The 4,498-nt window shown below is 73.6% G+C and carries 3 protein-coding genes; all 3 read left to right on the top strand.

Annotated features, from left to right (window positions below; genetic code table 11):
* The first annotated feature begins 78 nt into the window (after positions 1-78).
* Positions 79-3,462 (top strand): error-prone DNA polymerase, encoded by a 3,384-nt coding sequence (locus KBX53_RS23545; protein WP_210861683.1) that lies wholly within the window; start codon positions 79-81, stop codon positions 3,460-3,462.
* Between the two features lie 93 nt (positions 3,463-3,555).
* The gene (locus KBX53_RS23540; RefSeq protein WP_167337320.1) at positions 3,556-3,732 is read left to right on the top strand and encodes a hypothetical protein; all 177 of its coding nucleotides are present in this window, start codon (positions 3,556-3,558) and stop codon (positions 3,730-3,732) included.
* A gap of 75 nt (positions 3,733-3,807) precedes the next feature.
* Positions 3,808-4,498: methyltransferase domain-containing protein (locus tag KBX53_RS23535; RefSeq protein ID WP_210861682.1), on the top strand; the 691-nt coding region annotated here is incomplete at its 3' end.

The raw sequence follows: 4,498 nt of genomic DNA, 5'->3' as shown, positions 1-4,498 counted from the left end.
GTGTCCGTCGTCGACCCGGTCGCCCAGCGTTCCTCGGCCGAGCAGTACCGGGCCGAGCAGCGCGGCCGGAGCGGCCGGATGAGCTTTCACAACCCGAAGATGCCCTGGTCGGAGCTGGAGCGCGTGCTCTCCGGCCGGGCCGGTGACACCCGAGCGGGTGGCAACCGCGGGAGCAGAGGTGAGCGGCACCTGCACGTGGTGGACCCGCTCGCCGTGGACGCCGATGGTGGTGACTCCCCGGCCTGGAGCCGCCGCCGTGAGCAGTACCAGCCGCCGGAGCTGACCCGCCCCGACGGCGTGGTGCCCTACGCGGAGCTGCACGCGCACACCAACTTCAGCTTCCTCGACGGCGCCAGTCACCCGGAGGAGTTGGCCGAGGAGGCGGCCCGGCTGGGGCTCACCGCGCTCGCCGTCACCGACCACGACGGCTTCTACGGGGTGGTCCGCTTCGCCGAGGCGGCCCGCACGCTGGGCCTGCCGACCATCTTCGGCGCGGAGTTGTCCCTCGACCTGCCCGGTCCGCAGAACGGCGAGCCCGACCCGCAGGGCGCGCACCTGCTGGTGCTCGCGCACGGCCACGAGGGATACGCCCGGCTGGCGACCACCATCGCCCGCGCCCAGCTACGCGGCGGGGAGAAGGGCCGTCCGGTCTACGGGGAGCTGGAAGAGGTCGCCGCCGAGCTGAAGGACCACGTGCTGGTGCTGACCGGCTGCCGCAAGGGGCACGTGCCGGGGGCGCTGCTCACCGAGGGGGTGGACGCGGCGGCCCGCGAGTTGGACCGGCTGACCGCGCTCTTCGGCGCGGAGACGGTGGCGGTGGAGCTGACCGACCACGGCCACCCCGTCGACGCCGACCGCAACGACGCGCTCGCCGAGCTGGCCGCGGCGGCCGGGTTGCCGACGGTGGCCAGCAACAACGTGCACTACGCCAGCCCTGGCCGGCGGCGGCTGGCCACCACCGTCGCCGCGGTGCGGGCCCGACGCAGCCTGGACGAGATCGACGGGTGGCTGCCCGCGGCGGCGACCGCCCACCTGCGCAGCGGCGCGGAGATGGCGGCCCGGTTCGCCGCGTACCCGGGTGCGGTGGCGCGGGCCGCCGAGTTCGGCGCCGAGTTGGCCTTCGACCTGCAACTCGTCGCGCCGCAGCTGCCGGCGTACCCGGTGCCACCGGGGCACACCGAGATGAGCTGGCTGCGCAAGCTCACCGCTGACGGGGCGCACGAACGCTACGGGCCGCCGCAGGCGCACCCGGCGGCGTACGCGCAGCTCGACCACGAACTGAACATGATCGAGGAGCTGGGGTTCCCCGGCTACTTCCTGGTGGTCTACGACATCGTCAGGTTCTGCCGTGACCAGGACATCTACTGCCAGGGCCGGGGCTCGGCGGCCAACTCGGCGGTCTGCTACGCCTTGCGGATCACCAATGTGGACGCGGTGCGGCACCGGCTGCTCTTCGAGCGGTTCCTCGCCCCGGAACGCGACGGCCCACCGGACATCGACGTGGACATCGAGTCCGACCGTCGGGAGGAGGTGATCCAGCACGTCTACACCCGCTACGGCCGGGAGCACGCCGCCCAGGTCGCCAACGTCATCTCCTACCGGCCCCGCTCGGCGGTGCGGGACGTGGCCAAGGCCTTCGGCTACTCGCCGGGGCAGCAGGACGCCTGGAGCAAGCAGATCGACAGGTGGGGCTCGGTGGCCACCGTCGATGTGGAGAATATCCCCGAGCAGGTGGTGGAGTACGCCAACGAGTTGCAGACGTTCCCGCGGCACCTGGGCATCCACTCCGGTGGCATGGTGATCTGCGACCGGCCGGTGATCGAGGTCTGTCCGGTGGAGTGGGGGCGGATGCCCGGGCGCAGCGTCCTGCAGTGGGACAAGGACGACTGCGCGGCGGTGGGCCTGGTCAAGTTCGACCTGCTCGGCCTGGGCATGCTCTCCGCCCTGCACTACGGCTACGACATGATCGGCGAGAGTCTCGACCTGGGTGACATGACCCTGGACGACCCGGAGGTCTACGACATGCTCTGCCGGGCCGACTCGGTCGGGGTGTTCCAGGTGGAGAGCCGCGCCCAGATGGCCACCCTGCCCCGGCTCAAGCCCCGCGAGTTCTACGACCTGGTGGTCGAGGTGGCGCTGATCCGGCCCGGCCCGATCCAGGGTGGTTCGGTGCACCCGTTCATCCGGCGCAAGAACGGTCAGGAGCCGGTGACCTTCGCGCACCCGCTGATGCGTAACGCCCTGGAGAAGACCCTGGGTGTGCCGTTGTTCCAGGAGCAGCTGATGCAGCTCGCCATCGACCTGGCCGGCTTCGACGCGGCCGAGGCCGACCAGTTGCGCCGGGCGATGGGCGCCAAACGGTCGGTCGAGCGGATGACCCGGATCGCCGAGCGGCTCTACGCCGGGATGGCCGAGCGGGGCATCACCGGTGAGCTGGCCGACGACGTCTACCGCAAGCTCACCGCGTTCGCCAGTTACGGCTTCCCGGAGAGCCACGCGATGAGCTTCGCCTACCTGGTGTACGCCAGTTCCTGGCTCAAGCGCTACCACCCGGCGCCGTTCCTGGCCGCGCTGCTCAACGCCCAGCCGATGGGCTTCTACTCGCCGCAGACCCTGGTCGACGACGCCCGCCGGCACGGGGTGGAGGTGCGCCGTCCGGACATCAACGCCAGCGGGGCCAAGGCGGTGTTGGAGTCCACCCCGGACACCCGGTGGGGCAGCGGGCCGGGGGAGCCGCCGCACGCCTGGGGGCTGGGCGGCCCCGCCGTCCGGCTCGGCCTGTCCAGCGTGCGGACCCTCGGCGCCGACGTGGCCGAACGGATCGAGGCCGAACGGGTCGCCGGTGGGCCGTACCGTGACATGCCGGATCTGGCCCGGCGGCTCGGTCTCACCGCCGCGCAGCTGGAGGCGCTGGCCACCGCGGACGCCTTCGCCTGTTTCGGGCTGACCCGGCGGGAGGCGCTGTGGGCGGCCGGCGCGGCGGCCCAGGACCGGCCGGGTCGGTTGCCCGGCACGGTGACCGGCGCGGCGGCGCCCACGCTGCCCGGATTGGAGGCGGTGGACCGGCTGGTCGCCGACGTGTGGGCCACCGGGCTGTCGCCGGAGAGCCATCCGGCCCGGTTCATCCGGGGGCAACTCGACGTGCTCGGCGCGGTGCCGATCGCCCGGCTCGGCCGGGTGGAGCCGGGGCAACGGATCCGGGTCGGTGGCATCGTCACCCACCGGCAACGCCCGGCGACCGCGGGCGGGGTCACCTTCCTCAACCTGGAGGACGAGACCGGGATGCTCAACGTCACCTGTTCGCCGGGGCTGTGGCAGCGCTACCGGCGGGTGGCCCGCACCAGCGCCGCGCTCGTGGTGCGGGGGCGGTTGCAGCGGCACGAGGGGGTGACCAACCTGGTCGCCGACCGGCTGGACGCCATCGAGCCGCCGGTGAGCCCCGCGTCCCGTGACTTCCGCTGATCCAGTGATCCACATTACGGTTTCCCGAGCCGCCGAGCGGGAGACTCGTTGCGAGCGGGCAGAGCGGCCCGTGATCCGTGAGGGGGAACGACAGTGACGGGAAATCACGCGTACACCGGTGGAATCGCCAACGCCCGGCGGACCCGACTGGGCAACGGCTGGGTGCCGTCGCACCTCGCCGACCCCCGCGAGTACGAGGTGACCAACGGTCCGGTGGCCAACGAGCGCCGGTCCCGGGCGGAGGACGAGACTGAGGGTGCCGAGGCCTGACCTCCCGCCGCACCACGCACCGATCGGGCGTGTGGTGGGCGCACCCACCACACGCCCGCGCCACCACCGGGCCGGGTGACTAGGCTCGGCCGGGTGGAGCAGACCCGAGGCCGGTTCGCCGAGCCGCCGCTGACACCCCGCACCGCCGTGATCTGGTCGGTGCTCCGCGCCGAGCTGGACCGGCGCGGCGACGCCGAGCTCACCGTGCTGGACGTGGGCGGCGGCACCGGCGGTTTCGCCGTTCCGCTGGCCCGCGCCGGGCATCGGGTCACCGTCGTCGACGCCAGCCCCGACGCGCTCGCCGCGCTCACCCGCCGCGCCGCCGAGGCCGGGGTGGCCGACCGGATCGTCGCCGTGCAGGGCGACGGCGACGCCCTCGCCGGGCTGGTCGAGCCGGCCGGCGTCGATCTGGTGCTCTGCCACGCCGTACTGGAGGTGGTCGACGACCCGACGCCGGTGGTGGCCGCGCTGGCCAGCGCGCTGCGCCCGGGCGGGGCGGCCAGTGTGCTGGTGGCCGGCCGGGCCGCCGCAGTGCTGGGCCGGGCGATGAACGGGCACCTGGACGTCGCCACCGCGGTGGCCGCCGATCCGGCCGGCACCGCGGGGCCGCGCGACACGCTGCGCCGACGCTACGACGCCCCGGGCGCCGCCGCGCTGCTCGGCGCCGCCGGGCTGGTGGTCGAGGAACTCCACGGGGTACGCGTGCTGGCCGACCTGCTGCCGGCCGCTGTCGCCGACGGACAGCAAGAAGAGCTCGACGAGCACC

This window comes from Micromonospora sp. M51 (assembly GCF_018070305.1).
GTDB lineage: Bacteria > Actinomycetota > Actinomycetes > Mycobacteriales > Micromonosporaceae > Micromonospora > Micromonospora parva.
This window is presented reverse-complemented; position numbering and strand designations above follow the sequence as displayed.